Raw genomic sequence first — 25,138 nt, 5'->3', positions numbered from 1 at the left:
TTTCTTTTATCTGTTCTTTATGATTTCAAAATTTTTTGTCGCCTGGAATTTATTTTCCTCCCGGCAACTGCTCCTCCTGCTTCGAAACTCTCAACCTTCTGTACAACGGATGATGGATCGTCCGCATCACATGGTCTGTCTGATGAAATACCTTCAATTTCATTTTCGGTGCAGAACCCATTACCGTATTCGAACAGTCAGAACAATTTCCAATAATGATATACTGCGCTCCGTCCTTTTTAAACTGGAGACATTTTGCCGCCTGCCCGGGACAGTTCCCCGGATTTTCACATTTCAACGCTTTGTTCTGCATCTCTGCTGCCTGCTTACACTTTGCTACAGACACTACTGTGCCATGCATTTTATTGCATATATCCCGCATACGTTCTTCACTTCCGCCGCAGGCGCATACAAGCAGCCCTACCGGAGCCCCATGCAGATCCGGAAAGTCGATTGTCACAATAATCCCTCCCGTTGTCTTTGTCACTGGTTCTTCCAGATTCACCGCCCTGCCGGTGAAAGGCCCTCCCATAATAATTTCTCCATATACCCCGTCAATGCCGCCGGCGCGTTCTATCATATCTTTTACACTTGTCCCGACAGGAATATCCATATACACATGTGGTTCTTCTCCGCCCTTTAATTTTCCTATTACAGTTATATTTTTGCTAAAGCAGGGCTTTCTAAGCTTCACCGCCTCTGCAATACGCAGTACGGTCTCTACATTGATCACCACCGCATCTGCCGCCGTCGGAAGCTGTACCGGATCTAAAAGCTTTCCCAGACATTCCCGTACAACTGCCCTTTCTTCTCCCATCGGATAAATATCCGGAAGCAGATGTATATACATATCCGCCTCCTTTTGCAAAGCAGCCCTTAGCTTTTCCACCGCGTGTCTATTCTTCGCCTTTATTGCAAATATCACTTTGGATGCTTTCGTTATCTCCTTACAAATCCTCGCCCCTTCTATTGTGATATCCGTCTGTTCCTCTATCTGACGGATATTGTGGCAAAGTCCCGGTTCACATTCTGCCGCATTCACAAGAATGGTTCCCCCCTGTAAATTTACATCCAGCTTTAACCCTGTCGGAAATCCGGCCCCTCCCATTCCGACAATACCGGCCTCTTTCACCATCTCCAGGGGTGTTCCTTCTGGGAGCTGTACATATTCCGCTTTCTGTATTTTATCTGGACAGACAATAATGCGATCCTCTCTGACCTCTTTCACTGTTCCGTATACACTGGAAAACAGATTCGCGCCCAGACCTTCCGAAACTGCAATCAGAGTTCCTTTCTCCACCTTCTCACCTTCTTCAACCACTGATCTGCACGGTGCGCCGACATGTTGTTTTAAAAGAAACTGAAGATTTTCCATTACTCTGCCACTCCTTTATTTTTACTGCTGTAAGCAGTGATTCTTCTGGCGGAGGCATGTGGGAATCGAACCCACCCAGGACGCAGCAGGCGCCCAACACTGGTTTTGAAGACCAGGAGGCACACCAGTTACCTTTCTACCCCCATATATTCCACAATTAACGCAACGTAACAGTTTGGCCCGCACCATTTGTAAAACCGCACTGCCTGCTTATCGTGGCTACCGCCACCGTTTTACTCATTGATGGGCGCTTAAGCTCATACAGATGTACGCTCGCAAAAACATGCAAGCATGTTTTATGCTTCCCACACACTCTATGGTTGAACTGCTACTACTGCAAAATTATAGTAACAAATAATCATTGACTTTTCAAGGGGTTTCGGCCATAATAATACTTAAAGAATGAACTTAATACTAGAATATGGTCTATACTTTTTCGTACAAAATACTAGAATGCAGTCTATTTATAGGCATTTACAAAATCATACCCTATCAGGCAACGCCTGCCCTCCCGAAAGGATTGTATTACGGTGTGTCCTTTAGGGTATACCTTATCGAGCAAAGCTCGCCCTCCCGAAGGGATTGTATTACGGTGTGCCCTTTAGGGTATACCTTATCGAGCAAAGCTCGCCCTCCCGAAGGGATTGTATTACGGTGTGCCCTTTAGGGTATACTTTTCATCTGTCTATTATGAAAATTTTAATTTAGGAGGAATGAACATGAATTATACCCCTGTCATTAAACTGAATTCCTTTGAATCTGTCTTTCATGCGATTGACACACATACTGTCGGAGAGTTTACCCGTATTATTACTTCTGGTTTTCCTAAATTAGAAGGAAAGACGATGATAGAGAGAAAACAATATCTTGCGAAGCATTACGACAAATACCGCCAAGCACTGATGTATGAACCGCGGGGACACCACGATATGTTCGGAGCCCTTATCACCGAGCCTGTCCATGAGGAGGCGGATTTTGGAGTCATTTTCATGGATACCGGAGAATACTTAAATATGTGCGGTCACGGAACCATTGGAACCACCACAGCGCTCATCGAATCTGGTCTTGTTCCCGCTAAAGAACCCTACACAGAAATCGTGCTGGATGCTCCTGCCGGACTTATCCGCGCAAAAGCAGAAGTAAAAAATGGGAAGGTTTTAAACGTAACCCTGACAAACGTACCCGCCTTTCTTTATAAAGAGAATCTCTCTACTGTCATTGACGGAAAAACAATCCGGTATGATATCGCATTCGGGGGAAGTTTCTTCGCCTTGACAGATGTAGAACAGCTTGGATGGACTGTCGATAAAGAATCCATCCCAAAGCTGACTGATTTGGGGATGAAGCTGCGCCGTCAGATTAATCAAGAAGTCCCTATTTGTCATCCTGCCTTGGATATTACTACCTTAGATCTGGTAGAATTCTATTGTCATACAGATACGCCAGGATGCAATTACCGAAATGTCGTTATTTTCGGGGATTATATGTCAGATCGTTCTCCCTGCGGCACCGGAACAAGCGCTAAATTAGCCGCACTCTATGCCAAAGGAGAAATCAAGATCGGCGAGCCTTTCGTGTATGAAAGTTTTATCGGTTCTCAGTTTAAAGGGGTGATTAAAGAAGAGACAACTGTGGGGCCGTTTAAAGCCGTTGTACCGCAGATTACCGGAAGCGCGTATATAACCGGCGTCTCAACTTATGTCATAGATCCAGATGACCCTCTCAAATATGGTTTCAAAGTCGCACGCGGAGAAGCGCTGTAATTTCATGCGCCAAAGCATAAGGTCTGCAAGAGTATTCTTGAAAATCTGCGGTGTTCTGTATATAATAAATACAGTATAAAACTGGGCCGGCGTATCACCGCTGCGGTTTTAGAAAGGAATTTCATAATACTATGCCCCGAAAAAAATCAACCACCAAAAACAAAATTGTGAAAGCTGCCTGGAATTTATTTTATAAGTATGGCTACCATGACACCACTGTTGAGGATATTATAAAGCTTTCCAAAACCTCCAAAGGAACATTTTATCACTATTTTAAGGGGAAAGACGCGCTCCTTTCCACCCTGTCTGATTTATTCGACCAGAAATATGAAGAAATCAGCAGTTCCATGGATCCTAATCTAAAAGCGCGGGAAAAGCTGCTGCTTTTAAATCACGAACTCTTCTATATGATTGAGACAAGCATTGATTTAAAGCTTCTGGCTTATTTGTATTCTTCTCAGCTTATCACAAAAGACAGCCGTTCCCTGTTAGATGACAACCGGTATTATTTCCAGTTGATCCGTGAAGTCATCGAGGGCGGGATACAGACCGGTGAATTTAAAGGCACTTCCTCTGTCGAAGAGCTGACAAAAATATATACCATGTATGAGCGTTCCCTTCTCTATGACTGGGCACTATGCGAGGGGGATTATTCCCTGTCCGCTTATAGTGACAGGCTTCTTCCTCATGTTCTGGATACATTTGAAAATGGTGTTTAATATACAGTAACGCCGGTGTACAGGCGACAAAACACTCCTGTGCACCGGCGTTATACTATATATTAAATATCTTTAGCTGTCTCGTAAGCTGTCCAAATCGCACCCATTCGATTTCTCTGTGTTCTTCATCGCGCTATTACCTTTCCTTTTCCCAAAATGATACCGCCCGTTCTATCCATCCTGCCGCTAACGTATCATCTCCTGCTCCCCAACCATGAGCATCACTGTTAAACGTTTCATAAATATATGGCACCATGTTCTCCGCCAATGCCTTCGCCATCACTTGTGTGTTTTCAATCGGCACTGTATCATCTTGTTCACACTGCCACACAAATGTAGGGGGATATGATGGTGTGATTTGCTGCTCCACTGAATATTTTTGAATTAGTTGAACGTCTCCTAGATTCTCCTTACCGAGAAACATTTCTCTTGTCGATCCATGCGATTTATCTCCTAATGTTATGACAGGATAACCCAAAAATACTGCTGAGGGCGCTGGTAAACTATAGCTTTTCCACCCTACCGATTCTGTCCCAAAGCATGCCGCCAAATGTCCGCCTGCCGAAAATCCGGCAATGGCATAATCTGTTTCATCAACCCCTAACTCTTCTGCATGCTCCAGAATAAAGGAAACCGCATAGGCCATATCGTCCAATGGATTGGGCGCCTTAGCATTTTCGCCACAGCGATAATTTAATACAAACGCATGGTATCCCATTTGGTTCAAGTGGACACAAGTGGGATACGCCTCTATCATCGAAGCACACCCCAGGTAACCGCCTCCCGCACACACAATTACAAATGGCGCCTTTTCTTCTACTGCAAAATGTACCAAATAACGCTCTTTTAACACAGTATCTGCTTGTTCATCCCAGAGTGAATAATATATTTTCCGTCCTGTTTTAGCAATCTCCAAAAGTCGATTATAGCCATCTGCCATACTCTGTGCATTCCAACATGAAAGCCCTGCAAACTGTTCCAGCGTCATCTCTGCCATCTGTCCTTCAGAGGGTACAATGCTCTTTCCATAATCATCAAATTCAGGTAATGCACTGATTTCTTTTAATGTATTTGACTTTGTAACCATATTCCTCTTTTCCTTTACTCTATATTTATTTTCGTGTTTAAATATTACTCTGAAAATGATAGTCCCCACTGCCGCGTTCATACTGTTCTCCGTTTGGCAGAATGATCACTGCCGTTGTATTACATGGAATCTTAACATGCAGTTCGAAGTTTCCTGCGTTTTTCTTCCACTCTGAAACAATGTCTCCATATTCCGATGCAAACGTTCGTTTTGCCCATTCTAAGCGCTCATCTAGTTTTGGCTGAATCAGTATCTTCTTATATCCAGGCTGTTCGTAATCAATTCCGTTGATATTGCGGAACATCCAATCATCTACACAGCCAAAGGCATAATGGTTGAGGCTCATACAAAATACCATTCCTGCCATCTCTGAGATAAAAGGCGCGCCGCTTTCATCCAATGCAAACCAGCTTTCCCAAATTGTAGTGGCACCATGTTTTACTTCATAAAGCCAGGATGGTGCTTTTTCATTAAAGAGTAAATCATAGGCTAAGTCAGTTCTTCCAATCTGGCATAACGCATCCTGCAGAATCGGTATCCCCAGAAATCCTACATCTAGGCAACCGTCATTCTCCTCTATCTTTCTGACCAGATTATCCGCAAATTTCTGTTTTAAATGCTCCGGTACCAATCCATAGTATAACGGCATAGCATATGCTCCCATCAAATCTCCCGGCATATTCCCATCTTCATCCATGACGCCTTTTTGAATAGCTGTTTTCATTTTACCGGACATCCCGCCATAATAAGCGGCGTCTTCATCTCTTCCCAGTATCTTTGCTATTTCTGACATACAGAATACCGAATAGTAGCCATAGATTGGCGCGACATATTTTGTCGATACACGAATCGCCTCAAAGGTCGCTTCTCCATATCCTTTTTTTGAATAGCTTGGTATCAAATGTTCCCCGTAATGGTGTCCGGTATCCCACAGATACTGTTCAATCTCATCAGGAAGCGTACTGTCATCTGGACAGTTCTCTTTTGCAGTCTTCAAAACAAAATCACACCACTGTTTCATCGAACCATATTGCCGCTTCAAAATAAGTGTATTTCCAGTCAGACAATACATATAGTACGGTATTAAGACCGCCGCGTCTGCCCACCCTGCCGGCGCCACTCCGTCCGGTGTATGGAACTGCTCTTCGTACATCTTATACTGTCCGGCGAAAGCGCCTGCTAATGGTACGATAAACGGTACCGAACCATTTTCTCTCTGCTCGCAGGCAAGATTTTCCATCCATCTGGTCAGAAACGGCGTGACATCTTCATTCAGTAACGCCGTTTTCGCATATACCTGAATATCGCCTGTCCACCCCGCTTTTTCACGCTGCGGACAATCTGTCGGGATAGACAACATATTCGCGCGCTGTGACCAGCGGGTATTTTCGTATAATCTATTTATATCATCATTGGAACATGCAAATGTTCCAACATCTTCCTTTTCGGAACTGAGCACTACTGCAACAATATCCTCCGCTTTTAATTCTTCAATACCGTCAACCATTGCATAACGGAATCCTTGGAATGTAAAATGTGGCTCATACGTTCTGGCTATACCGTCGGAAATATATTCAATCCGCTGGTCGGCAGTTGGATTATTGTCAAAAAAGTTACCCTCCGCATCCAGACCCTCCGTGTGCGTTATTGTTATCTGGGTACCTTTTGGAACATCAATCTTTATTCGTACCCGCCCTGCAATCACCTGACCAAAATCAATAATGCGCTCCTCTTTAGGCGAAGTCAAAATTTCTCTGACCGGCAAAATTCGCACCGGTCGAACAGGCTGTCCATACTGCGCTTTAAGGGTCTCATAGGTGAAATCAGCAACAATACTGTCTGCCCAATCCCGATCATCAAAATCTGGCTTATCCCAACCATACGGAATAAAATTCGCATCATAGCGTTCGCCCGCATACAGATCTGCACAACGTACCGGACCTTCCTTTACTTTTACCGTTTCGTCAGTACCGAAACACCCCGTTGTACCGTCTGTATAAGTCACTTCTAACTGTAGTAAAATTGCAAAAGCAGGATCATATGTATCATCCTCTGCCTTGGTCATAAATCCATGATACCAGCCATCCCCGACATGCATGCCAAGAATGTTTTCTCCGTCACACAGATAGGTTGTAACGTCATAGGTCTGATAGCAAAGATAATCCCGATATACCGTACATTCTGGCGCGAATTCCCGATCATCCGGGCGCTCGCCGTTAACGGTCAAATGATATACGCCATGACATGTTGCATAAAGTCTTGCTTTTTTCACTTTCTTGTCAAGCATTACCTTTTTTCTAAATAACACGGCGGGTGGTTGGTCTCCTAAATGAGCCTTCCTCTCCATTGTCGGAAATGGAGACTTCACCCACTTTGCTTTCCAGTCAGACTTATGCAAAAAAGCGGTTTCAAATTCCGAGCCGGCTTCTGCCTGATTCCCATGGTTATCTTCTACAATAACTGTCCAAATATACTTTGTTCTGCTTTTTAACTCTGCTCCTTCATAGTTTACATATGTAGATTGATCTGTCCTTTGCTTCCCGCTGTCCCAGACAAGCTCCTTCTCTTCATTTGTCACCCGCAGGCGATAATATGCCTGCATTACATTTTCTTCATCACTATCCAACACCCATGAGAAATACGGTGCCTCTTCAATTCCAAACGGACGTACCAGATGCATACATTTTAAATCTTTAATTTTTAACATTTTATCTCCTTTCGCATCATTTCAATTATATTTACTGTTTGATTTCATCTTCCACTTTCATTTGTGAATATAAAAATGCTGTAATAATGGTAAAAATTACAGGAAATCCAAGATATAAAAAGTTAATTGCATTTGTGGCCGCCACACTTTGCACTGCCGCTGTGCCGTCAAATCCGCCCCATGTGAGTACCCAGCCGCAAATCGCTGTTCCAAGTCCCTGCCCGACCTTGGTTCCTACTGTCGCACACGAGAACAGAGAGCCGGTAACACGGTGCCCCATTTTCTGATAATGGTATTCATCTGCCTTAACCATAAATGGCGTATAGGTTGTCGAACCCGGAACTGTACCTGCTGCTTTAATAAGCAACCCCGCAATAATAATCGTAATGCCCCCTAAGAACTGTCCTAAAACAGCGATCAAACACCCCAGCAAAGAAATAAACGTTCCACAGACATTCGCTTTTCTCATTCCCATCTTATCAATTAACTTTGGCATAAACGGAATTCCTATTACCAGCGGTATTGTGGAGCACATTCCTAACATTCCGGTCATGTCCGGATTCTCTAATGAATATGCAGCATAATAAGCCATACTTGACTGCATCATTCCTGAATTAATAAACCCAACAAAATATAGTAATAATATAAGAATAAAATATTTATTTTTTAATAATTCAATAATTGTTTGACCAAACGAAATTTTTTCCTCTATAACCTGTTTTCCCGCATCTGAAGTTGATACTGCCGTTTGAAACTCTTCTTCCGGTAATTCTTTCAATACAAAGAAAGGAATCAGTAAAATTGCAACTCCAACGATTGCATAAATCAAGGCAACCATTGTCCAGCCCTCCTGACCGCCGCCAAAAGATTCAACTAAACCGGATGTAGCAGAAGCAACAGCCACGCTTCCTACAGTTCCTCCAAGCATTGCCGCCCCACTCATTGTAACCTGGTCATGTTGGTTTCTTGTTACACGGGCCAACATCACATTATAGGCAACTTGATTCATCGTATAAAAACCAGCACTGATTAATAGGTAGAAAATAAAGATCCATGCATTTTTTGCTCCCTCTCCCATCCTTCCGGGAACATTAAAAAGCAAAAACATACATATTCCCAGCGGTGCACAACTGATCAGATACCAAAATCTACTCTTTCCCATTTTAGAATTTGTCCGATCAATTATTCTTCCCATAAAAATGTCCGTAATTCCGTCAAATACTTTTGCTATCATCAATAACGTACCTATGATCGCCGCACTAACGCCGATTACATTTGTACAATAAATCAACAGAAATGTTGTTACCATTCCCCAGATAAAGCCGCCTCCTGCATTCCCGCTTCCATAAGCAATCTTTTTCCACATTGGTAAAAAACCTGTTTTTTGGTTACTCATTCTTTTGTCCCTCCTTAATGGTTTAGTATGTTTAATTGATACGCTCATTCTATTCAAAATCAATTCATACAGCAATCTGTCTAATCCGACTTTCGTAAAACTGCAATGACTTTAATCCGACTTTCTATTGTATTTTCCATTTAGTATTACTATAATAGAGTAATCACTATTACAATGCCATGCGAGGAGGAGCATTTATGCAGCGGATCTTAGAGCATATAGAAAAAGTTTTCGCTAATGAATACAAGAAAAATTTAGAGAATTATGGCGTGAAATATCTTTCTTTTTCTCAAAAAGAGAATTTTTGGAACCCCTACAGTTTTGATGGATATATTAATAAGGTGCTGCAGATTCCCTACGAATATTTTATGACAATCGAATATTGCAGTCCTCTCAAAGACAGAACATATCTACTATCTACTTACTCTCCCTGTCCATTGCCGGTATCTCAGAAAACCTATCTTTTGAAAAATGAAAACGAAGATACTAATATGCACAGACATGATTATTTTGAAATGATTTATGTGTATAAAGGAAAAAGGGTAACACAAGTTGAGAATCAGACACTTGTATTAAACAAACATGACATCTGTATATTTGACACAATGTGTGCCCATTTAGATATTCGCTCCATGAGCGAAGGAATTGCTTTTTATTGTTGTATTACCAACAAGATACTGGATAGCTATTTCTTTAATCACCTGACAAACAAAAGAATCCGGGACTTTTTTCTTGTCCGGGGAAAACTAAAAGGAGATGTCAGCTATCTAAAACTTCATGCCGGTTCTGACGCGGCGGTGCAGATCGAAGAGAATCTTGCATCCATCTTCCACGAGATGGAGCAGGCCCTTACCGGATATGGACGGATTGCTCAGATTCATACTTTGCGACTCTTAAATAATTTTAAACTAACAGATACCACTGATATCCATACATTTTCTAAGCGCCTTCGAGGAACAAAATTTTTTCAGGCTGTTGCCAAATACATTAACAGCAACATAGCGGATATCAGTCTAGAAAAGCTCTGCGAACAGTTTCACTATCAAGCAGATTATTATAACCGGTTGATTAAAAAAAACACCGGTTTAACCTATTCCCAATATGTACATACTTTACGGATGGATAAAGCCAAAAACCTCCTGGTAAATACGGATATGTCAGTAAATGAAATATTGATCTATTTAGGCTATCATTACCACTCTTATTTCTATAAATCCTTCCAGCAGGAAACTGGTATGACACCGGCGGAATATCGTCAGCAAAAAAGATGATACTTATAACCCAAGAAGCCTTACACAAGCATTTCGTGTAAGGCTTCTTTTTCAATCTTCTTTTCTTCCATGATTCGTGCAATTTGCTCTTTTTCCTCTGGCTCTGCACACCATGCCAGACCACATCCGGCGGAAAGTGCGCGGGGAACCGGAATTAAACGCCCCTTTGTCCCCGCTTCTTTACATGCTTTTTCCATAGCCATAGCATCTGCTGTTGTGTGAAATGTCACAATCAGCTTCTTTTCTTTTTTCCTGAGCATTATTCAATCACCACCGCAAACCCATCTGCTGTTTCCTCAGATACTGTTTTTCTTCCGTGGTCTTTTGCATATTTTTCAACATTCATTTTCTGATGTGGTTCTGTCACTAAGATCCGGACGGGACCGTTATTTTCTTTTAACGCTTGTGCTGTAAGCATTAACGGCTCCGGACAAGAAAGACCTCTTGCATCTACTTCTTTCATTCTTCCATCCCCTTTGTCTGTCTATTTACTTTCTTTACGCTTGTTGAGAAATGCGATTACAAAGCATGCCGCAATACAAATCAGCACTGCGATTTTTCCATACAGCGGCACCGCGCCCGCTACAACTTCATTTGTCTTCGCATCTAAGGCTGTCCCACTCGCCGCGAGTCCAAAATTATGGCACAGAGCTGCTCCTATAAACATTCCCAGAACTGTCACTGCCGCATCCGAAGATCCCTGTCCTGCCAGGATCAACTGACGTAAAGGGCATCCTCCTGCCAATACAGCCGCAAAGCCAACTGCATACATACCGAGTATATTCCACAAATGTTCAGAGTGCGCGATAATCCCCGGTGTATCAAACGCAGGTACAAATTTTCCTGTCGCCAAGTTAAAAATAAGCATGACTACAAATACGCCGCCGATGACCGTCAGCAAATCGAAATTTTTCATCAGCATGACGTCCCGAATACTTCCTGCGAAGCACATCCTGGATTTCTGCGCAAACACTCCAAAAATCAATCCTCCTGCCAAAGACAAAAGAATCGGCGCATGCATACTTCCCGGGCCACTCACACTCGCCTTTAACAGGGATGTACATACGGACAGCAGAAGAACCCCCGTCAATAACACTGGAAGCACCCCTCCACTCATCCGGTTCGTAAGATGTGCTCTTCCAAGACTAAAGCCCTTCTTCAAAGCAATGCAACCAGTTCCCACTCCAAGTATGAATCCAATCAATGCCACCCATGCATTTAAATCTCCTGCCGACATACGGATAATCATCCGAAGCGGGCATCCCAAAAATACAAGCGAGCCGATCATAATAACCATACCGAGTACAAAACGTATCATAGGCGAAGATCCCGCCGTTGAACGGTACTCTTTTGTCAGCACAGATATGATAAAGGAGCCAAGCACAAGCCCGATAATTTCCGGTCTTGCATACTGTACTGTCTCTGTCGACTGCATGCCGAGAGCTCCCGCTGTATCTCGTATAAAGCATGCAATACAAAACGCCATATTAGCCGGATTTCCAAACCATGCAAGACACGCCGCAACCGCGCCGCACAGGATTCCTGCTAACGCCAGTTTTTTCTTTGAATCTGATAAGTTCATCTTCCCTCTCTCCTACCTTTTCGCAAGTTCTTTTACTGCCAAAACAGCAGCTTCTATTTCATCTTCTGTATTAAAGTGGGAAAAACTAAATCTGACCGCCCCTTGCTCTTTTGTTCCCAATGCTTCGTGCATCAAGGGCGCACAGTGCGCTCCCGGGCGGGTAGCGATCCCAAAGGACATGTTCAATTCATCACTTACTTCAGAAGAATCATAGTCCCAGATATTAAGAGATACGATCGGACATCTCTGTTTTGCAGAAAAATCCCCGTATATCCGAATACCTGGCATTCGGGAAATAGATTCAAAAAATTGTCTCATATGCTTTAACTCAATCTCACGTATCACGTCAATCCCTGTCTGTTCCAGATAATCAAGCGCCGCGCTTAACCCTGCAATTCCATGTCCATTCAAGGTTCCTGCCTCCAGCGCTGTCGGCATTTTGTCCGGATGATGCATATTGTATGTATCAATTCCACTTCCGCCGCTTAACAATGGACGCACCTTTACACCTTCCCTGACATATAGCCCGCCCGTCCCCTGCGGCCCCAGAAGTCCCTTATGTCCTGTGAAGCACAGAATATCCACCCCCATCTTCTGTACATCAATGGGATAAATTCCTGCCGTCTGCGAGGCGTCCACAATCAGAAGAAGCTTATGCCTTTTTGCGATTCTTCCCACTGCTTCAATATCTATCATATTTCCGGTCAGATTCGAACCATGTGTACAGACAATCGCTTTTGTTTCCTTATGAATACTGTCTTCTAGCTCTTGCAGAGAAATATTCCCCTTTTTATCACAGCCTAAAATGGTAAGCTCCACTCCCTTTTCCTGACATTCGTAGAGTGGACGAAGGACAGAGTTATGCTCCAATACAGTCGTGATCACATGATCTCCCGTCTGAAGTGTTCCCTTCAATGCAATATTCAGACTTTCCGTAGAGTTTGCTGTAAATGCAATACAGGACGCATCTTCAGCGCCAAAAAATGCCGCCAGTTTTTCCCGCGCCCCATAAATGATTCTTGACGCGCTCAGCGCACCCTCTGTGGCCCCTCTGCCGGCATTTCCCATCACAGACAATGCCTGACATATTGCCTCTGCCACTTCTTTTGGTTTTTGCATGGTTGTTGCAGCATTATCCATGTAAATCATATTTTTCTCCTGTTTCCCGTATTTTTAGTATATCTCTCTGTCCCCTTATATGTCTAATCGATAATTCCCATATAAACTCTTGATTTATAGGAATATTCTATATCTCTCCAGATGTACACAGGCATTTATCCGCCTTATAGACCTTCTTTACAAGCTCCATGAAATCCTTTGCCGGATTTGACAGCTGAAAATTTTTATTATAAACAAGATGGATATTTCTTTTTCCGCCTTCTTTTTCCAGAGGAATCCCCAGTATTTCTCCACTCGTCAGCTTGTCCTTCACCGCCAGCTTAGACAAAATAGAAATCCCTACACCGCCGCTTACCAGACGTTTGATTGTCTCTGTATTCTCAATGCTTGCCTTTATATGTAAGTCTTGTCTGTAGATCCCCATCTTCTTAAGCTTCTTTTCTGCCTCTGTCCGCGTCCCAGAGCCTTCTTCCCTGAGAATCAGGTTTTCCTGCTTCACCCATTCTACGCTTCCCTTTTGTCGGGCATATTCTCGATACTGCTCTTTGTTTGGCGCAATCAGGACAAGCTCATCCTCGTAAAATGGAAGATACACGCACTCTCTCTTTTCTATCACTGTCCCTGTAAAGCCTATATCCACCTGATTTTCCGCTACCTGCTCTGCCACCCTTTTGCTGTCTGTCTCCATCACCTTTAAGCGGATCTGCGGATAGAGCTGCCCAAAGCAGGCAAGTACTTCTGGCAAAAGATACTGAGAAGGAACCGTAGAGGCAGCGATCTTAATCAGACTGCTGCTTTCCTTTCTGCTCTTGTCAAATTCTGCCTCGATCTGCTTTTCGAGTTCCACCATCTGTTGTGCGTAGTAAAATAGCTTTTTCCCATCCTCAGATAATTCTACCTCTTTCGTATTTCTCACAAACAGACGGACATTTAGTTCTTTCTCTAAAGAGGCTATGTGAGCGCTTACGGTAGGCTGGGTAAGAAACAGATCTTTTGCCGCCTTTGAAAAATTTCGTTCCCGTGCCACCTTCACAAAAGCCTCTAACTGCTTTAAATTCATAGATTTGATACCCTTTCACTCTCTGCTCCGTCTTTACGTGTCACCTTTATCCTATCCATATATTCCAGAATCGGCTTCGCACTTCTGCGGCTCGTGCCAAACATATCTCTCACCTGGGCGATCGTAATCTTACCGTCCTTCTCTAATTTTTTCACGATCGTTTCTTTTGCCGCCTCCATATATGCCTTCGTTGTAAATGTATCTTCCGCTACCTTTACAATCTCTCCCTTTGCCATAAGCAATGTCAGAATCTCATCTACCGTCTGTCTGGGTATTTTCCCAAATGAAATATCCGAAAGCCTGACAAAATCATATTTTGCCGGCTTTATCGCCCCATACAGCTTTCTGCGCACCTCCTGGTAAGCCCCCTCCTTTGGGACCCGGTACCCGCACGGAAGGAGGAATTCCTGGCAAACCATGAGGGCCCTGTTTCTGTTCAGCATTTCTATATAAGCGTCAAATACATTTTTCTTTCCTTCTTTAAAGAACTGGTTTTTCACTTCCGCGCGGGGCGCTCCCAGCCTGTATGGGTAACGTTTCATATAATCCTCCAGGAAACGTTCTATCTTTCCTCTGCATGCCGCCTCCTGTGCTGACTCCCACCAATATCGTTTCCCCTGCAGCTTTATACACCGGAGCTTCCTCTGTCTTTCCAGCTTCTCTATAAGCAGCTGCACAGTCTCTTTTGCAAGCCCTGTCTGCCTGTGCAGGTCGCTTTCAGATGTCGGAATATGGCAGAGCTTCTGTATCTGTATCGTCAGTATATCTTCTGTTTCTCTCTCTTGCAGGTCTTTTAGCACCGCCTCTTGAAAACGTTTCTTTTTCACACTGTGCGCGTCCAGCACTACGCCGCCCCCGATCGTCTCAAGGGGAGAATAAAATCTTACAATAAACCTGTCTTTTTCTTTTAAAGCAACCTCTTTTTCCATTCTAAGCTGTGCGTATGCACTTTCTCCCGGCTTTAATTCCTGTGTATCTAAAAGCACAGCGCGGCAGAGCACCTGGCTTGTCCCACTCAAGAAATGAAGTCTTGTCTGATTTTTAATACTTCTTTTTGCATTTTCTAAAAGAGTCAGCTTCACATCTACAATGCGGCTGCTCTGTATGGAACCTTCCAGAGCCAGTACATGTCCTCTTTTTATGTCTTCCTTTGTACAGCCGGCTAAATTCAGGGCAACTCTCTGCCCTGCCGAACAAACCGGCATATCCTTTTCGTGTACCTGTATATTGCGCACTCTGCATGTAAGCCCTGACGGGTAGATCGTCAGAGTATCCTCTTTTTCTATTTTGCCTCCGAGTAATGTCCCCGTCACGATCGTACCAAAACCAGTCAGCGTAAACACTCTGTCAACCGGAAGCCGCACCGGCAATTCCTGTTTCTCCTCCCTGGCTCTTGTGTGCACCATCTCTTCTATTTCTTCGGTAAGCCTGCCTATTCCCTCTCCCGTCATCGCCGACACTCGGACAAGAGGCGCTTGTTCTATAAAGGTACCCTTTAATTCCTTACGTATCTCCTCCTCTACCATGCAAATCCAGGATTCCTCTGCCAGATCACATTTATTTAAAACGATAATACAATTCTTTACCCCCAGCAAATGAAGAATATCTATGTGTTCTCTTGTCTGCGGCATAATCCCTTCGTCCGCGGCAATCACCAGAAGCACCAGATCCATACCCGCCACGCCTGCGGTCATATTGTGGATAAACCTTTCATGTCCCGGCACATCGATAATTCCGGCGCGGCTTCCGTCTTTTAAATCAAAATAGGTAAAACCTAAATCAATCGTGATCCCCCGCCGTTTTTCTTCCTCCAGCCTGTCTGTGTCCCGTCCTGTCAGCGCCTTGATAAGCGCTGTCTTTCCGTGGTCGATATGTCCCGCAGTCCCTATGATCACATTTTCCATGAAACTTCTCCTCTTCTTATCTGCCTCTTACTGTTATACAGACCTCTTCCAGAACACCAAGCCCCTTTATTTGTTTTACAAAGGCAGAAGCAAATTGCATTTCAAACGTACGCATGTCCAGATAAACCTGATTCTCCGCCACGCGCGCCACGACAGGAAGAGGAAGGCTGCGCAGCCGCTTTTCCAGCTTCGCAGCCGTAATTTTCTCTGGCTTTATTCCTACAGCAAAGCTTTTGATTCCCTCCATAGGTAGAGCGCCGCCTCCAATCTGCGCCTCGCATGGACACACGAAAAATTCTGCCCCGCCGCAGGCTTTCTCAAGCATACTTTTTAGTTCTTCGGCGTCTTGTTTTACTTCTTCTACTCTTTTCGTCAGCATATTAAGTACCGGAATATTCCTGATTGCCTTGTCTTCTGAAAGATATTCCAAAAGAACCGCCTCCAGCGCCCCTGCTGTAAACTTATCGATACGCAGCGCGCGGGTAAGCGGATGCTTCTTCATCGCGTCAATATAGGCTTTCTTTCCCACAATGATCCCTGCCTGCGGCCCTCCTAAGAGCTTATCTCCGCTGAACGCTACAATATCGGCTCCATTGCAAAGCGTCTCCTGTACGGTAGGCTCGTAAGGAAGTCCATAACGGCTTAGATCGATCAGGCTCCCACTGCCCAGATCCTCGATAAGCGGAATCTGACAGCTTTCTTTTAAGGGTTTCAGTTCTTTTGTTTCAACAGACTCTGTAAAACCTACAATCCGGTAATTGCTCGTATGGACTTTCAAAACTGCCTTTGTTTCTTCACATACTGCATTTTCATAGTCACTTAACCGCGTCTTGTTTGTCGTTCCCACCTCACGTAAAACCGCGCCGCTTTGTTCCATCACATCCGGAATTCTGAATTTTCCGCCGATCTCCACCAGCTCGCCGCGGGATACAATCACTTCTCCGCCTTTCGCCATTGTACTCAATATCAGAAGCATTGCGGCCGCATTGTTGTTCACCGCCATTGCAGCCTCGGCTCCGGTAATCTTTACAAGCAGCTTTTCAAAATGAGAATAACGCTCGCCGCGGCTTTTCTCATCCAAATCATATTCCAGATTCGAATATCCTCCTGCCAGATAAGAGACAGAATCCAGTACCTTCTTACCGACAGGAGCCCTCCCTAAATTTGTATGCAGGATCGTTCCCGTCCCATTTAGCACCCTCGTCATGGACGGGCGGCTCCAATCTGCAAGGGTCAATTCTATATTTTCTTCTAATTTCCCGATTGCTTCTTCTGCCGCTTTTTCTGTCTCACATGCAAGCAAAAATGTACGCAGATTTTCTATTTCATAGCGTACTGCTTCTTTTACCATGTTATATCCGTACTGTTCCCCCATTTTTTTGACAGTTTCTTTGTCCAGAAGCGGATCTACTTTTGGTATTCTGCGAAGCCATTCATTTCTGTCCATCTGCTTCGTTCTCCTTCTCCAGATAAATATATGTCTCTCTTTTGCTTTCCACAGTTCCTATCACAGCAGATTTTGTCCCTGTATTCACCTGTCTTAGTTCACAGAGTATCCTCTCTGCATATTTTTTTGGAACACTTGCCAGAAGCCCTCCTGACGTCTGCGGATCGTACAGCACGTCCGTATACGCCTCCTCTACATCTCCAATATTTACATATGCCTGGCTGTGCTCTCTGTTTCTGTATGCTCCCGCGGGTACAAGCCCCATCCTCGCATAGGCAAGCGCCTCCTCCATATAAGGAATTGCCTCTACGTTTACTCTCACAGACACACTGCTTGCCGACACCATCTCCACCATATGCCCTAACAGCCCAAAACCGGTAATATCTGTGCATGCGTGGACTGGGTATTTTTCCAATACTTCTTTTGCTTTTCTGTTTAAAGACGCCATCACCTGCACCGCTTCTTTTGCCGCACTTTCAGATGCCATCTCTGCTTTCACTGCTGTATTGATGATCCCGCTTCCTATCTGCTTCGTCAAGATCAATACATCTCCTGGCTGGCAGCCATAATTTTTCCACATTTTGTTCGGATTGACAAAACCAGAAACACACAGTCCATACTTGGGCTCATCATCCTGCACAGAGTGTCCCCCTGAGAGTACGGCGCCTGCTTCTTTTACTTTCTCTGCCCCTCCTCTTAGAATTTCTCCTAAAATATCCGGCGAAAGGCAGTTCGGAAATCCCACAATATTTAAAGCAGTTTTCGGCACTCCACCCATCGCATAGACATCACTTAACGCATTCGCAGCCGCGATCAGCCCGAATGTATATGGATCATCTACCACCGGAGTAAAAAAATCAACGGTCTGTATCATAGCAAGCTCCTCCGTAATTTTATATACTGCGGCGTCATCTGATGTCTCCATTCCTACTAAAAGATTTTCATCTTGAAATTTTGGCAGCTCCCCCAAAACCTGGGAGAGGGTCTTTGGACCTATTTTCGCTGCTCACCCGGCTGTCTTTGTCATCTGTGTCAGACGAATCTGTTTTTCTTTGCTCACAGCACAGGCACCTCCTTTTTTGTCGCCTTCGTTATTGAAACGATTACGGCTTTATAATTTTTCCTGCTTCTGCCATTGTCTCAACGATCGTGTACATATTTGTCACACTTCCTACTTTTAATTTTTCCTTTAATCCATAGTAGTCCAGACATGTCCCACAGGTCAGTATTTCCACCTTTTGCTCCTGCATAAACTCTAGATCTTTGAGTACGTCGCTCCCTTCACAGGTAAGCTGCGCCCCTCCGTTATAAAACAGGATTTTTTCAGGAAGGACATCTAGCTGCGTAAGTGCGAACAAAAATCCTTTCATCAGCACCTTCCCCAGTTCATCCTTTCCTTCTCCCATTCTGTCTGAAGAAATCACAACCACTGTACCGCCGGCGTTTCCTGTGTTTTCCGCACAACCGCCGCTTTTTGCTGGCTGTGTCTCTTTGCTGCCGTCTTTCTCCTCACTGTTTCCTGTACAGTCAATCAAAATCTGGTATCTGCCCTCTTCTATTTTTTTAGAAACTGCCTTTTTCCCTGTCTGGCTTACAAACTTTGTGACATTCTTCACAGCAGTCTCGTTATCGACAAATACTTCCACCATATCCGGCGCCGCTAAATTCTCCAGTGCCTTTTTCGTCTTAACCACTGGAAGAGGACAAGCGTCCCCTATTGCATTTACTGTTATCATACTTTCACACTCCTTTGTCTTTACTTATACCTAACGGGTATATCATAACCCACTCCCTTCGGGATGGCGAGCTTCGCCCGACAAGGTATACCCAAAGGGCATCCCGTATTTTACTCCCTTTGGGACGGCGAGCTTCGCCCGACAAGGTATAGATATATTTGAACTCCATAAAACCAGTTATCTGCGTTCCCTTAATTTCTTCAATATCACCATAACATTCGGCTGCGTTGGAGTAAATTTAATACCACGTTTCAACATTCCTATAATTTTTCTTGCTTTTCGCTCAATCTCTTTAGCAGTATGCTCACTAGTAAGTATCAGATGATTTCCTGATTTCTTCATTTGTATATCCTCATTATGAAAAAGTCCCCCGCCTTGCGGCGAAGGACTATACTTTCAACCCGACCATTTATATACCACATATCGGTCAGTGGTAAACTTTCTTTGTACCTACATTCTAGCAAGCACAAAGAAGAAAGTCAATAGGGCCTTCTCTCTAAAATCATATACAGAATATGCGTAATTATGCATATTTTCATACATCAAATAATAAAAACGATTATTATCAATATAGTTTATTTAAGACACAAATCCAATCTCTTTATTTTAAATATATCGCTCTTATAATAAATCACAAGTTTATTATTCTCAGACCTATTTAGCCATTGAACTATCTCTTTCCACCACATTTTATCTATTTGCCCAAAAACGAAGGTATAAGGACGGCCATCACCTTCCCTTGTGCTTCTCTTTCCTTTTCTGCTGTTTTAGTTCAAACTGCCGCTGTTTCTCTGCCTCCCGTTGTTCTCGGCTCAAAGTCTTACGTTCAATTTTGAACTGTTCCTGCTGCAATTTCAAAGCCTGTTGTGATTTTGTGCTTATTCCTATGTTCTGTACCTGTTTTCGCACTTCTCGCTGTATCCGTTTCGGATTACGCACAGTCTCTTTTACATCAGTTGCCACAGCCGAACTAAATCTCAGCCGATAGTAATTTTTCAAGACAAATTCATACACTTCATAGTCTTTTGGTTCCGCACCAAATGTAACCTTGCATACAGATAGTTTTTCCTCCGATATACATTCAAAAACACCTACCCAAAATGGTCCCTCAAAAAATACTGTCAATCTGCCTGATACTTTGTCCATGACAATTCCTCCTTAAAAATGATTGTAATGAACAAAGAACGGACGACCCTAAGGAGGGAGGGTTACTTACACCAGACGGTGCGGCCGGGCTACCTACCGGCTCTGTAAGAGCGCACCTCTTACGTTGCGTTTTTATCTTTGCTCTTTGACTTTACCACATTATCGGCTTATTATCCACAAGAACCGAACCAAGAAAGTAATTTTTTCATCTCTCCCCTCTATCTAAAATCTTCCAGCCTTTCCTCCAGACCTCTATTTGTATTTCCTCGGATCTGTACTTCTACTATTGAAAAAGCAGGCAGTATATGAGATTATATATGCAGATTTTGAAGATTTCAGTAATGAGAAAGGATACATAAGATGTGGATTGCAGATAAATGGAAAGATTATGAAGTCATTGACTGTTCCAGAGGAGAAAAGCTGGAACGATGGGGCAGCTATCTTTTAGTGCGTCCGGATCCCCAGGTTATATGGGATACTCCCCGAACAGACACCGGATGGAAAAAGAAAAACGGACATTACCACCGCAGTAAAAAAGGAGGCGGTGAATGGGAATTCTTTGATTTGCCCAAGCAATGGCAGATACAGTATGGCCCTCTTACTTTTAATCTAAAGCCCTTCAATTTTAAACATACAGGGCTCTTCCCAGAACAGGCAGCCAACTGGGATTGGTTTTCTGAAAAAATACGAAATGCAGGCCGTCCGGTAAAAGTGCTCAATCTGTTTGCCTACACGGGCGGCGCAACGCTTGCAGCCGCAGCCGCAGGAGCGCAGGTTACACACGTGGACGCCTCCAAGGGAATGGTCACCTGGGCGAAAGAAAACGCTGTATCATCTGGATTAAAAGACGCCCCTATCCGCTGGCTTGTGGACGACTGTGTGAAATTTGTAGAACGAGAAATCCGGCGCGGCAATACCTATGACGCTATTATCATGGATCCTCCCTCCTATGGAAGAGGCCCCAAAGGGGAAATCTGGAAGATTGAAGATATGGTACATCCATTCATCAGACTATGTACACAAATTTTATCTAAGGACGCCCTGTTTTTTCTTGTAAATTCTTATACAACCGGACTTGCTCCGGCTGTCTTAACCTACTTGATTGCAACTGAATTAAACCCCTGGCAGGGACATGTCGTTTCTGAAGAAATCGGACTTCCGGTCAAAAACAGCGGTCTGGTTCTTCCCTGCGGTGCTTCCGGCAGATGGGAACGTTAATTTTCTTTTTCGGATTCAGGTATTTTATCGCACCTGAATCCGACTTAAAATTTCTCCGATCGGTGCAGAAATCGTAAGGTGAGCCCTTACACTTTTTGCTGTCTCTGACTTGTTAATCACAATAAGATGTCTCCCCCTAAAGTAATCAATAAAGCCTGCTGCCGGATAGACCACCAATGATGTGCCGCCGATAATCAGCGTATCCGCCTCTGTAATTGCCCGAACAGCTTTTTCTATCACTGTTTGATCCAGTGCTTCTTCATAGAGCACTACGTCCGGCTTCACCAGACCTGAACAGGTACATCTTGGCACTCCAGAGGACGCTTTTACATAAGCCGCATCATAAAACTTTCCACACCGCATACAGTAATTGCGGTGAATACTTCCATGCAGTTCATAGACAATTTTGCTGCCTGCCGCCTGATGCAGGCCGTCAATATTCTGGGTAATTACGGCCTTTAATTTTCCCGCTGCTTCTAGCTTGGCAAGCTTTTTATGTGCGGGATTCGGCTTTGCATCCAGTATCATCATCTTTTCTTTATAAAATTCATAAAAGCTTTCCGGATGCTTCATAAAAAATGTGTGACTTACCACCTCTTCAGGAGTATATTTATACGCCTGATGATAAATCCCCTCTGCACTTCTGAAATCCGGTATATTGCTCTCTGTCGATACGCCGGCGCCTCCAAAAAACACAAGATTCCTGCTCTCATCAATCATCTTTTGAAGCTGTTCTACTTCTTGCTCATACATTCTTTATTCCTCCCTCCAGGAAAAATCTGTTCTGTGTGACCGTAACCGGCATTTTCTCCACTGTCCAAAGTCCACAGACTATACTGAACGGTGTTATCAATTTGTTATCAAATTTCAGTTATCAGTCAAAGATTCTCGTGATATCCTGATAACGATTGCCCACACGATAGATCTCTACATACTCGTTGCCTGCCTTGTAGATAATCACATAATCTTCCCATATCGCATATTTATAGTCTGTCCGAAAACTGACTCGTTTGGAAAGATCTGAGCCCATTCCTGGAAACATCTGAAGATTCTCAAATTTACCGTAAATTTCCTTTATGATTTTTGCCGCATATTCCTCGTTGTCTTCAGCAATGTAATCTCGAATATTCTTCAGATCCTTTGCAACAATCGGGTTAATCCGCAATTTTAACATCTTATTCCCCCACAAGTGCTTTCAGTTCGTCCAAATCCAGCCATCCTTCGCCGTCTCTAACTGCTTCTTCGGCTTCCTGCAGCTTCATCAAAAGCTTCTTTTCCGCACGATCACGTTCATAATCTTCAAAATCCATAACCACGAAACGTCCTCTTCCATTCTTGGTAAGATATACAGGTTCACCTTTGCGGCAATTCTTCAGGACTTCGTTATAATTTCTCAAATCAGATACTGGTAAAATACTTGCCATATTCTTTCAGCTCCTTCCTTGATTTTATATTTTTTCTGCTACTTATATTATACGCAAAAAGCTGTAAAATTCAACGTAAGTTTTTACAGCTTTTATCTACCTTTATATTTTTTGAGCATTTATCAATTTAAAAAGCTCAAATTTTCACCACAAAATCTCTATTTGTAATCCTTCATTAATAGAAACTTTTTCTCCTATTTTAATTTTCTTAATGGTGCACACAGTACTTCATATACATATATAATCGCCAGAACTGTTGTCTAACTCCCCTTAAAAATAAAAAAGATATAACAAAGAACAACGGCAATTTTTCAAATCAGCACGTCTTTTTTACATTCCCTTTTTGTATATGTTTTTCCACAATTTTTTCCATCTGCTCCCACACTATGGCGGACGTCTCAGGAATCCGTCTGTTCCTCTTGTAGATCTGGGACTTATGTACTCCATGTTCCGCCCAGCTTTTCCCGTCAGACGCATCATTTAAAAGAAGTGGCTGAAAATTATCCAGAAGGTGTGCGAATTTTGCTTCCGGCGTCTCATACGCCTCAAATTCTTCCCACAGAGCGCGGAACATCTCTCCTTGATCCTCAGGGAGCATCCCGAAAATTCTGTCCGCGCCCTTTTCCTCCCTCTCTCTTTTTGACTGCGTGCCTTCTTCATCATAGGCGTACGTATCCCCTGCGTCGATTTCTACCAGGTCATGGATCAGTACCATGATTATCACTTTTGTAATATCTGCCTTTTCCTCCATATGTTCCTGCAAAAGAACTGCCGACAAAGCCAGATGCCACGAATGTTCTGCGTCATTTTCCTTTCTCGTTCCGTCTGCAAGATATGTCTGACGGAAAATATTCTTTACTTTGTCCACTTCCACAATAAATTCCATCTGCTGCTTTAATCTTTTAAGCGTTTCTTCTCTGTCTTTTCTCCGCTTCTCTTTCATTCATACTCTCCCCTTTTTATTTGATTTCCAGTTTAGCGACCTCCAGCATTCCTTCCATGCCAAATTCTTTTAAGACTGTCTCAATCCCTTCTTCTATCTCTGTACGGGAATACCCATGATTCTCCAGGAAGTCGTTTGTGTACTGATTGATATGATAATAAAATGCCAACGCCATCTCCAGATAGTCCTGTTCCTCCCTGTCTAGTTTTTCGTACAGCAGGTTTTCTGCCTCATTGATCTTTCCTGCATCTGCCAGCTTGCAGAGTTTTAAATAAAAATCTTCCCCGCTACGGTATTTATTCTCCATATCCAGCTCATAGAACGGCGTTTTTCTATGGAAGATAATCCGCGCTAATACCTCTGTCATTTCCTTAATCATCCGCATGACGTAATCCTGCTCATAACGCATCTTTTATCTCCTCTCCTTTTTTCGTCTACTGTTTTCTACCCTTTATGCGCTTCGTGCAAAATACTGAGCACTTGCCGGAGGGCATGCAGCTCTATCTGTCCTGGTGCAGACGTCTTCCCCAGGCTTCCGAAGGTTACCGCGCAGCCAAATGTTTCTCCGCTTATCCGGCTTATCATCCCTTCTTTTCCCATAGACATTGTAATCACCGGACAGGACAGACAACCCGCCGCTTCTGCCGTAGCCGCCAAAAGCTCCGTCACATCTTCTTTCCTGCGGGGCATAACAGCCAGCTTCGCTATGTCGGCTCCTGCCTCTTCCATTGCCTTGAGGCAAAGCAGCATTTCTTTTCGTGAAGGTGTCTTTTCAAAGTCATGGCTGGAGAGCACCGTTTTCACTCGGTTTTCTTTTGCAAGACTCATCAGCCTTTCTGATACCTCTTTCCCCATAAAATATTCAATATCTATAAGATCTGCATATCCACTCTTTATCATCTGACTGTTCAATGCACTATATTCTCGAACCGAAATCTCCTTTTCTCCGCCTTCTTTCTTTGTACGGAAGGTAAACAACAGCGGTTTTTCTTTTAAAATCTGTCTTACTTTTCCTGCCGTCTCGACTGCCCTGTTTTCGCACAGAATTTCCTCATACCAATCTGCACGCCACTCCACCATATCAGCCGGAGAATTTCTTGCTTCCTCCGCATATTTTATAATTTCTTCCTGTGTTTTTCCTACAACGGGAACGCAAATTTTAGGTATTCCGTTTCCAATTTCAATCTGTCTTACTCTGACCCCTTTCATATGTATCCTCCCAATCTTTTTTCTTCTTATAT

General features: G+C 43.6%; 25 protein-coding genes and 1 tRNA gene. 4 read left to right on the top strand and 22 right to left on the bottom strand.

Translation table 11 applies throughout. The features are described from left to right. Positions 1–49: 49 nt before the first annotated feature. Together prdC and ACZ5C4_RS04900 are read right to left on the bottom strand one after the other, a co-directional pair. Positions 50–1,375 (bottom strand): proline reductase-associated electron transfer protein PrdC, encoded by a 1,326-nt coding sequence (gene prdC / locus ACZ5C4_RS04905; protein ID WP_464520026.1) that lies wholly within the window; start codon positions 1,373–1,375, stop codon positions 50–52. A 46-nt stretch (positions 1,376–1,421) separates the two neighbouring features. After that, positions 1,422–1,519 (bottom strand) — tRNA-Sec (locus tag ACZ5C4_RS04900). Between the two features lie 575 nt (positions 1,520–2,094). On the opposite strand from ACZ5C4_RS04900, the gene ACZ5C4_RS04895 reads away from it, so the two are divergent. Together ACZ5C4_RS04895 and ACZ5C4_RS04890 are read left to right on the top strand one after the other, a co-directional pair. Then, positions 2,095–3,138 carry a proline racemase family protein gene (locus ACZ5C4_RS04895; protein WP_464520025.1) on the top strand — a complete coding sequence of 348 codons (1,044 nt, stop codon included), beginning with the start codon at positions 2,095–2,097 and terminating at the stop codon, positions 3,136–3,138. A 131-nt stretch (positions 3,139–3,269) separates the two neighbouring features. Beyond that, the gene (locus ACZ5C4_RS04890; protein WP_464520024.1) at positions 3,270–3,857 is read left to right on the top strand and encodes a TetR/AcrR family transcriptional regulator; all 588 of its coding nucleotides are present in this window, start codon (positions 3,270–3,272) and stop codon (positions 3,855–3,857) included. A 136-nt stretch (positions 3,858–3,993) separates the two neighbouring features. Here the strand turns inward: ACZ5C4_RS04890 and ACZ5C4_RS04885 are convergent, their stop codons facing one another. The 3 genes from ACZ5C4_RS04885 to ACZ5C4_RS04875 are packed head-to-tail and all read right to left on the bottom strand — an operon-like array spanning position 3,994 to position 9,047. After that, entirely contained in the window at positions 3,994–4,944 is a 951-nt protein-coding gene (locus ACZ5C4_RS04885) for an alpha/beta hydrolase (RefSeq protein ID WP_464520023.1), read from the bottom strand. Between the two features lie 37 nt (positions 4,945–4,981). Further along, the gene (locus tag ACZ5C4_RS04880) at positions 4,982–7,651 is read right to left on the bottom strand and encodes a family 78 glycoside hydrolase catalytic domain (protein WP_464520022.1); all 2,670 of its coding nucleotides are present in this window, start codon (positions 7,649–7,651) and stop codon (positions 4,982–4,984) included. 31 nt (positions 7,652–7,682) lie between these two features. After that, positions 7,683–9,047, bottom strand: coding sequence for an MFS transporter (locus ACZ5C4_RS04875; protein WP_464520021.1), 1,365 nt, complete (start codon positions 9,045–9,047; stop codon positions 7,683–7,685). Positions 9,048–9,244: 197 nt separating this feature from the next. Here ACZ5C4_RS04875 and ACZ5C4_RS04870 point away from each other — a divergent pair, with 197 nt between their 5' ends. Next, positions 9,245–10,318 (top strand): helix-turn-helix domain-containing protein, encoded by a 1,074-nt coding sequence (locus ACZ5C4_RS04870; protein WP_464520020.1) that lies wholly within the window; start codon positions 9,245–9,247, stop codon positions 10,316–10,318. Positions 10,319–10,338: 20 nt separating this feature from the next. Here ACZ5C4_RS04870 and ACZ5C4_RS04865 read toward each other — a convergent pair whose 3' ends face one another. From ACZ5C4_RS04865 to ACZ5C4_RS04815, 11 genes are all read right to left on the bottom strand, one after another. Next, positions 10,339–10,578: a putative Se/S carrier protein gene (locus ACZ5C4_RS04865; protein ID WP_464520019.1), complete on the bottom strand. Its 240-nt coding sequence runs from the start codon at positions 10,576–10,578 to the stop codon at positions 10,339–10,341. After that, positions 10,578–10,781: a sulfurtransferase TusA family protein gene (locus ACZ5C4_RS04860; RefSeq protein ID WP_464520018.1), complete on the bottom strand. Its 204-nt coding sequence runs from the start codon at positions 10,779–10,781 to the stop codon at positions 10,578–10,580. The genes ACZ5C4_RS04865 and ACZ5C4_RS04860 overlap by 1 nt, the downstream gene beginning before the upstream one ends. Before the next feature lie 21 nt (positions 10,782–10,802). Further along, positions 10,803–11,900, bottom strand: a complete 1,098-nt coding sequence (yedE, locus tag ACZ5C4_RS04855; RefSeq protein ID WP_464520017.1) for a YedE family putative selenium transporter — start codon at positions 11,898–11,900, stop codon at positions 10,803–10,805. A 12-nt stretch (positions 11,901–11,912) separates the two neighbouring features. Beyond that, on the bottom strand, positions 11,913–13,049 hold the full coding sequence (locus ACZ5C4_RS04850; protein ID WP_464520016.1) for an aminotransferase class V-fold PLP-dependent enzyme: 1,137 nt from the start codon (positions 13,047–13,049) through the stop codon (positions 11,913–11,915). A 97-nt stretch (positions 13,050–13,146) separates the two neighbouring features. Further along, positions 13,147–14,079, bottom strand: a complete 933-nt coding sequence (locus tag ACZ5C4_RS04845) for a selenium metabolism-associated LysR family transcriptional regulator (RefSeq protein ID WP_464520015.1) — start codon at positions 14,077–14,079, stop codon at positions 13,147–13,149. Beyond that, complete coding sequence (gene selB, locus ACZ5C4_RS04840; RefSeq protein ID WP_464520014.1) at positions 14,076–15,983, bottom strand: selenocysteine-specific translation elongation factor; 1,908 nt, start codon at positions 15,981–15,983, stop codon at positions 14,076–14,078. The genes ACZ5C4_RS04845 and selB overlap by 4 nt, the downstream gene beginning before the upstream one ends. Positions 15,984–15,999: 16 nt before the next feature. After that, positions 16,000–17,430 carry an L-seryl-tRNA(Sec) selenium transferase gene (gene selA / locus ACZ5C4_RS04835; RefSeq protein ID WP_464520013.1) on the bottom strand — a complete coding sequence of 477 codons (1,431 nt, stop codon included), beginning with the start codon at positions 17,428–17,430 and terminating at the stop codon, positions 16,000–16,002. Beyond that, positions 17,417–18,457 carry a selenide, water dikinase SelD gene (gene selD, locus ACZ5C4_RS04830; RefSeq protein ID WP_464522307.1) on the bottom strand — a complete coding sequence of 347 codons (1,041 nt, stop codon included), beginning with the start codon at positions 18,455–18,457 and terminating at the stop codon, positions 17,417–17,419. The genes selA and selD overlap by 14 nt, the downstream gene beginning before the upstream one ends. A gap of 76 nt (positions 18,458–18,533) precedes the next feature. Then, entirely contained in the window at positions 18,534–19,166 is a 633-nt protein-coding gene (gene yedF, locus ACZ5C4_RS04825) for a sulfurtransferase-like selenium metabolism protein YedF (RefSeq protein WP_464520012.1), read from the bottom strand. 177 nt (positions 19,167–19,343) lie between these two features. After that, positions 19,344–19,508, bottom strand: a complete 165-nt coding sequence (locus tag ACZ5C4_RS04820) for a hypothetical protein (RefSeq protein ID WP_464520011.1) — start codon at positions 19,506–19,508, stop codon at positions 19,344–19,346. Positions 19,509–19,895: 387 nt separating this feature from the next. Then, positions 19,896–20,312, bottom strand: a complete 417-nt coding sequence (locus ACZ5C4_RS04815; RefSeq protein WP_464520010.1) for a YjdF family protein — start codon at positions 20,310–20,312, stop codon at positions 19,896–19,898. 360 nt (positions 20,313–20,672) lie between these two features. On the opposite strand from ACZ5C4_RS04815, the gene ACZ5C4_RS04810 reads away from it, so the two are divergent. Continuing rightward, entirely contained in the window at positions 20,673–21,530 is an 858-nt protein-coding gene (locus ACZ5C4_RS04810) for a class I SAM-dependent methyltransferase (protein WP_464520009.1), read from the top strand. Between the two features lie 24 nt (positions 21,531–21,554). Here the strand turns inward: ACZ5C4_RS04810 and ACZ5C4_RS04805 are convergent, their stop codons facing one another. From ACZ5C4_RS04805 to aroD, 6 genes are all read right to left on the bottom strand, one after another. After that, positions 21,555–22,283 (bottom strand): NAD-dependent protein deacylase, encoded by a 729-nt coding sequence (locus ACZ5C4_RS04805; RefSeq protein ID WP_464520008.1) that lies wholly within the window; start codon positions 22,281–22,283, stop codon positions 21,555–21,557. A gap of 121 nt (positions 22,284–22,404) precedes the next feature. Beyond that, positions 22,405–22,704 carry a type II toxin-antitoxin system RelE/ParE family toxin gene (locus tag ACZ5C4_RS04800; protein ID WP_464520007.1) on the bottom strand — a complete coding sequence of 100 codons (300 nt, stop codon included), beginning with the start codon at positions 22,702–22,704 and terminating at the stop codon, positions 22,405–22,407. 1 nt (position 22,705) lies between these two features. Beyond that, on the bottom strand, positions 22,706–22,954 hold the full coding sequence (locus ACZ5C4_RS04795) for a type II toxin-antitoxin system prevent-host-death family antitoxin (protein ID WP_464520006.1): 249 nt from the start codon (positions 22,952–22,954) through the stop codon (positions 22,706–22,708). A gap of 316 nt (positions 22,955–23,270) precedes the next feature. Beyond that, positions 23,271–23,897: an HD domain-containing protein gene (locus tag ACZ5C4_RS04790; protein ID WP_464520005.1), complete on the bottom strand. Its 627-nt coding sequence runs from the start codon at positions 23,895–23,897 to the stop codon at positions 23,271–23,273. A gap of 16 nt (positions 23,898–23,913) precedes the next feature. Further along, positions 23,914–24,306 (bottom strand): DUF6483 family protein, encoded by a 393-nt coding sequence (locus ACZ5C4_RS04785; protein ID WP_464520004.1) that lies wholly within the window; start codon positions 24,304–24,306, stop codon positions 23,914–23,916. Between the two features lie 35 nt (positions 24,307–24,341). Next, positions 24,342–25,106, bottom strand: coding sequence for a type I 3-dehydroquinate dehydratase (gene aroD, locus ACZ5C4_RS04780; RefSeq protein WP_464520003.1), 765 nt, complete (start codon positions 25,104–25,106; stop codon positions 24,342–24,344). Positions 25,107–25,138 lie beyond the last annotated feature (32 nt).

This window comes from Mediterraneibacter flintii (assembly GCF_055387595.1).
Note: the sequence above shows the minus strand (reverse complement) of the source record. Positions and strands in the feature narration are given on the sequence as shown.